Annotated in this window: 1 protein-coding gene; it reads right to left on the bottom strand. The window is 53.1% G+C overall.

The window, feature by feature from the left end; all coding sequences use genetic code 11:
- A partial coding sequence (locus KDM89_RS19490; protein ID WP_212689555.1) for an ATP-binding protein occupies positions 1-529 on the bottom strand: 529 nt, incomplete at both ends.

Raw genomic sequence — 529 nt, forward strand, 5'->3', positions numbered from 1 at the left:
CATCCATGACCGGCATTTGTATGTCCATCAGTATGCAGTCTACGGCTCTGTCCACCAGGATATCCAACGCTTGTTGGCCATCACTTGCCAGTAATACCGTCAGATCGGCACTTTCCAGTAATTCTGAGGCGATCTGCTGATTGAACTGGTTGTCATCGACCACCAGCACCGTAATGCGTTCGCGCTCATTGACCAGCAAACGCAGCTTGGTGTTGCTCATATTTTCTTCCAGCGGTTCGGGCGGGGCGACCTCCTGTTTCGCTGCAGATAAATGCACAGTACACCAGAAGGTACTGCCCTTGCCGACTTCGCTGCTGACACCCACATCGCCACCCATCAGACGTGCCAGTTGTTTGCTAATCGCCAGCCCCAGTCCGGTACCACCGTATTTGCGCGTAGTGGAACTGTCGGCTTGTTCAAAAGAACGGAACAATTTGCTTTGCTGTTCCTCACTCATACCTATGCCAGAATCCTGCACTTCGAAACGCACTAGCCAGCCATCCGCCGCATCGTTCACTTTGCGCGCTCT

Origin of the sequence: Cognatundibacterium luofuense (genome assembly GCF_018139685.1) — a bacterium.
GTDB lineage: Bacteria > Pseudomonadota > Gammaproteobacteria > Burkholderiales > Burkholderiaceae_D > Undibacterium > Undibacterium luofuense.